The 4,569-nt window shown below is 58.9% G+C and carries 5 protein-coding genes and 1 other RNA gene; 5 read left to right on the top strand and 1 reads right to left on the bottom strand.

From position 1 onward, the window contains the following. The first annotated feature begins 72 nt into the window (after nt 1-72). The 3 genes from DID99_RS35810 (at nt 73) to DID99_RS35800 (ending at nt 2,296) form a co-directional block, all read left to right on the top strand. Nucleotides 73-372 carry a type II toxin-antitoxin system RelE/ParE family toxin gene (locus tag DID99_RS35810; protein ID WP_124668665.1) on the top strand — a complete coding sequence of 100 codons (300 nt, stop codon included), beginning with the start codon at nt 73-75 and terminating at the stop codon, nt 370-372. Nucleotides 373-1,177: 805 nt separating this feature from the next. Beyond that, nucleotides 1,178-2,026, top strand: coding sequence for an integrase domain-containing protein (locus tag DID99_RS35805; protein ID WP_185733878.1), 849 nt, complete (start codon nt 1,178-1,180; stop codon nt 2,024-2,026). Between the two features lie 3 nt (nt 2,027-2,029). Then, entirely contained in the window at nt 2,030-2,296 is a 267-nt protein-coding gene (locus tag DID99_RS35800; protein ID WP_124668663.1) for a hypothetical protein, read from the top strand. A gap of 434 nt (nt 2,297-2,730) precedes the next feature. On the opposite strand, the gene ssrA is transcribed toward DID99_RS35800, so the two are convergent. Beyond that, nucleotides 2,731-3,016, bottom strand: a transfer-messenger RNA (tmRNA) gene (gene ssrA / locus DID99_RS35795). A gap of 560 nt (nt 3,017-3,576) precedes the next feature. Between ssrA and DID99_RS35790 the strand changes: the two genes are divergently transcribed. Continuing rightward, a complete protein-coding gene (locus tag DID99_RS35790; RefSeq protein WP_124668662.1) occupies nt 3,577-4,320 on the top strand; it encodes a replication initiation protein in 744 nt (247 codons plus the stop codon). A gap of 9 nt (nt 4,321-4,329) precedes the next feature. After that, the gene (locus tag DID99_RS38585; protein ID WP_124668661.1) at nt 4,330-4,527 is read left to right on the top strand and encodes a stability determinant; all 198 of its coding nucleotides are present in this window, start codon (nt 4,330-4,332) and stop codon (nt 4,525-4,527) included. The last annotated feature ends 42 nt before the right edge of the window (nt 4,528-4,569 follow it).

Genomic DNA, 4,569 nt, shown 5'->3' with positions numbered 1-4,569 from the left:
CGGCCGAGCTAAAACAGGCGGCTATACGGTCGTGACGGCTCAATAGAGCCGATTACGACTGGATACCTCCACATGCTCACCATCGAATGGCGCGCGTCCGCGCGCGAAGACCTGGCCGAGATCATCGGCTTTATCGCTGACCACAACCCGCAGGCTGCACGCCGCATGGCGGCCATCATCGAAGCATCGGTACTACCTGCCGCTGAACACCCGTACCTGTACCGGGCAGGCCGCGAACCTGGCACGCGCGAGATCGTCGCACACCCGAATTACGTGGTGGTCTATCGCGTCACGACGTCCACAATTGAAGTCGTGACGGTAGTCCACTCTCGCCAGCAATATCCTGGCGGCAGCGAGCGCTCTAGTCATTGACAAGCGCCGCATCGATACGGATAGTGGCGATACTTTCAGCGTCATCGACGCAGCGACTATGGCGCCTTCGCGCCGCATCGCCCACCAGTTCCCTCTGCTAGCAACGGTCTCGACCGAGCTCCCGGCAGATAGCTGCGAGGCATGTAAATTTTGAAATGCCGCAAGGTGGGCTCCCGTAGTCCGTCGATATTCCGCCGGCACCATCCTGCATCTTCCCAGAGGCTCCCTCTCCGGGAAGTCGCATGACAGGTCACCAAGCGCCGCTACGGCATCACGTGACAAACCATCAACTCGAAACGATCTGCGCAAATTTGCGCAACGATCGGCTGTGCTCCACGCGCAGCGCATCAACTTCAACCGCGATTCAGACACCGCGACTTCCGACCGATCATCAGACCGACTTGCGCCTAGCTCCCGTGCCGACGACGAGCGACCCGCGCATGCCGACCACTGGTTTTCCGCGCCCTGCAAACCATCAATCGTGATTAGTACCTCCCCGCGTCACTTCGTGTGAGCGGAGCGAGCGACGAAGTGACGCGGCGCGACGCGCCACGAATTCCCACGCCAACTCTGGCGATAAAAAAAGTATGTCGTAGTGACTCCTGATTTTTGCGCGTGGTGCGCGTGGCCCTGGCATCCCCAGACAACCCCTTTCGGCAAACCCTCGGCCCTCTGACAGGGATCCCCCAGGATCCTGGCCTCCGTGCTCTAAACAAGCGTTGTATCCGACCGCTGGGGCGGTCGGAAAATCCCCTTTATGGGAGGTTGGTAGGCGATGCGCCCGAACTCTGTGGAAGCCACTTTCATGGCTTCAGCGTTGTTGCATGCACAACAATCAACGAAGACGAAGAAGAAAATGCATACAACTTTCCGCGCGCTCCAAGAGCACGCCAAGGAAAAAAGCTACGGCCGGATCACACCGTCGAGCGTGACGGCCAAGCAGCTCCGGAACTACATCACTGGCAGGCTGGCCACCGTCTCTATCAGAACGGTGGAGAACGAGGCCACGCACCTACGGCATGCCCTGCGGGGGGCAGGGCGGGTGGATCTGGCTGAGCAGCTGACACGCGCGGATCTCAAGATCCCCAAGGCGACCCGGATCGGGAGCCGGAAGGCCACTGACCCGGTCGTGCTGGCGGCCGCCTACCAGCGGGCGACGGCTGACGAGCGCATCTGGATCGACCTCCAACGATATGGCGGCATGCGTCAGGACGAGATGATTCAGAGCCACAAGAGCGTCACCCTGATGCTGGCCGACCTCGAGCGCGGCGCTTCCCACGTCACGATCCGGGACGGCACCAAGGGCGGAAAGATCCGGGACACCTATATCCCGCATGACTACCGAGAGCCGCTGCGGGACGCTCTGCAACGAACTCAGGCGATCTTGACCGGGCGGAAATATCTGATTGACGCCAAGAACGGGGACGCCGCCGCGCGCCAGGTGCACCGGCACTACAAGAAGCTCGGTCTGGAAGGCGGCAATAGCTCCCACAGCCTCAGGGCTAGCTTCGCCGTCCACAGCTACGGCTCCTATTTGTCGCAAGAACTGACAGCTCGGGTCGCCTTGGCGAACCTGGCGAACGACATGGGGCACGGCGATGGCCGCGGGCGCTGGGTTTACAACAACTACCTACGTGGCACCTTGGAGGGCTGACCTATGAGTGAAGCTGTCGTTTATGGCCAAAAATGGCCCCAAAATACTCTGTTGAGGGTCAAGAGCGAGCTTATGGGCGGGAGCCTCCTGGAGCCTCTTCAGCCGCCCGACGAGCAGACCCACAAGGTCAAGGTGGCGGCTTTTGATGCGCTGAAGGGGCTCAGGAAGGATGGTGAGCGGCTTCAGGATGTCGTGGAGCGCCTGATTCTTGCCGCCGCGGCCCGCCCGCCCTCCTCATTGCAAGCCAATCCTGATGCTGGAGGTACCTAGAGCCTTACCGCGCCCACGCCCGCAGGCGGTTGAAGTAGGCTGGGGGCCGTCAAGGCGCGAAGCGCCGTTATTGCCCCCGCTTGCGGGGGCGTGGATATGACTCTAGCTAGCTTTACAGCTCGGGGCGCCGTCAAGATTCGGACGTTTACGTCCGCTAACGACGGAACCTGTCAGGTTTGGGTCTCAGATGTTGATGCAGAAGCGTTAACCAATGACGAAAACGGCCCTAATCTGACGCGTTTAGCGTGACGCGCTGACGTTCGGTTGAGGTACAGCTCAACTGGACGGATGAGGCGAAATAGAAGACGGATAGAGAGAGGAGCCGGTTACGCTGATCCGGCGACGCTGCCATTTAAAGCGCCCGGTTTCACTGCAACGACGATGGGGCCGCCCTTTCTGTTCCGAAGCACCACTTGCGTGGAGGGGCGGCAACTCGAGACGGATTAGGTACCCGTCAGGGCGTAAGTGCTATTGTTTGCATTTACAGATTTGTGCCGATTAGGTCGGTCACCTCTCCTGCTGCCTTCTTCGCTATCTCGCCCTGTCGAAACCAGGTCACCCCCATCAGATAACGTCTAGCGAAAACGCCATCTGGTGGAGGTGGCGGGAATCGAACCCGCGTCCAGAACGCCTTTACGTCAAAGGAATTACAGCAATCACTACCTTGCGGCAGTGGTCGCCACTGTACCCACGACCTCACTGTTGAGCATTTCGAAAATGCGAAGGAATTAATGTTTTGCGAATAAACGTGGTGGCAGGAGCCTCATGGAAGAGGCCGGATGATGATGCAGGAAAGTTGTCGCCGGTCTTAACTACGTGCTCGGCCAACGGCGAATTCACATCCATTTGACACGCTGCCAATTTGGCCCCTGTTGCCATGGAACATGGATCCCTGCGTTCGACTCAGCAACGAACACCTAAACGTACGTAAAAATCCGTTTCTTGAGCGCACCCCAGCTCACCTGATCTGTCGTCGTGCCGACATGCAGTCGTGTCGGAGGTGAGCACCGAGGTTGCCCCTGTGCAGGGCGGCACTTATCTATCGTCTTGCGCGCGCGGTTTGTTATACGTTTGTAGACGTTTGTAAACGTGCGAGAGCCTTACTGGATAAGGTTTTGCGGGGAGCTATTGGGAGACTTTCCGGGTGAAATGGGAGACTTTCCGGGTTAGTGGGAGACTTTCCGGGCGTTATCCACATCTAGGATGTTAAAAAAATTCATCCCATTTCTTTAATTGGGATGCTATTGTTACGCGTCCCATTAACCCGGCTTTTCTCCCATATGCACGCCAAAGCTCTGGCAACGAAGGAAGGTCGCCCGTTGTCAGAACGCCATGTAACGCTGCGCAATGACCTCGTGGCCGCCTCTCATGGCCTCAAGACCCTTGCCGAACAGCGTGTCGTGAAATCGTGCGCGGCCAAGCTCGACAGCGTTCGACTCGACCAAGGGCGATACAAGATCACTCTATCCGCCGCCGAGTACGCCGAGACGTTCACCCTCGACCCCAACACGGCCTACGAGCAGTTGAAGGAGGTTTCGAAGTCCCTGCTCAACCGCACGATCCGGCGCGAGGAGCAGACACGGCGCGGCCTCAAAGTGCATCTGGATCACTGGGTCAGCGGCATCACGTACCACGAGGGCGAGGCGTGGGTCGAGCTGCGGTTCTCACACGAAGCTACGCCCTACCTCGTAGCGCTGCGCGGCAATCACACGACCTACCTGCTGAAACAGGCCGCAGGCCTGCGCTCGATTTACTCGTGGCGACTGCTGGAGCTGCTGATGCAGTTCAAGGACACGGGCTGGCGTCAGCTCGACGTGGAGGACTTCGCAAAGGCGATGGATGCCAAGGAAAGTCATCGGAAAAACTTTAAAGACCTTCGGCGGGCGATCATCGAGCCAGCAGTAAAAGAGTTGATCGAGAAAGATGGCTGGTTGATCAACTGGACGCCGGTCAAGGCGGGCCGCAAGGTCACAGCGCTGCGCTTCGAGTTTCAACGCGACCCCCAAGGCCGCCTAGACGTGTAAACTGCCCTTATGAACGTAATCCTCTCCCCCATCGAGTCGGAATTCCCGACGGCTGCAGAAGCCGAGGCATACGACAGCTGGTTCCGCGCCAAGGTCCAAGCGTCGTTGGCCGACACACGCCCCTCGGTCCCGCACGACCAAGTGATGGCCGATATAGAGGCAATCATCCGCGCGGCCGAGCTAAAACAGGCGGCTATACGGTCGTGACGGCTCAATAGAGCCGATTACGACTGGATACCTCCACATGCT

The organism is Burkholderia sp. Bp8986, from assembly GCF_003854225.1.
Taxonomy (GTDB): domain Bacteria; phylum Pseudomonadota; class Gammaproteobacteria; order Burkholderiales; family Burkholderiaceae; genus Burkholderia.
The sequence above is the reverse complement of the archived record's forward strand: the minus strand, read 5'-3'. Positions and strand labels throughout refer to the sequence as shown.

What these genes read in the sequence shown, in the direction of transcription:
- DID99_RS35810 (WP_124668665.1), top strand. Translation starts at nt 73, where the DNA reads ATGCTCACCATCGAATGGCGCGCGTCCGCGCGCGAAGACCTGGCCGAG.
- DID99_RS35805 (WP_185733878.1), top strand. Translation starts at nt 1,178, where the DNA reads ATGGCTTCAGCGTTGTTGCATGCACAACAATCAACGAAGACGAAGAAG.
- DID99_RS35800 (WP_124668663.1), top strand. Translation starts at nt 2,030, where the DNA reads ATGAGTGAAGCTGTCGTTTATGGCCAAAAATGGCCCCAAAATACTCTG.
- DID99_RS35790 (WP_124668662.1), top strand. Translation starts at nt 3,577, where the DNA reads ATGCACGCCAAAGCTCTGGCAACGAAGGAAGGTCGCCCGTTGTCAGAA.
- DID99_RS38585 (WP_124668661.1), top strand. Translation starts at nt 4,330, where the DNA reads ATGAACGTAATCCTCTCCCCCATCGAGTCGGAATTCCCGACGGCTGCA.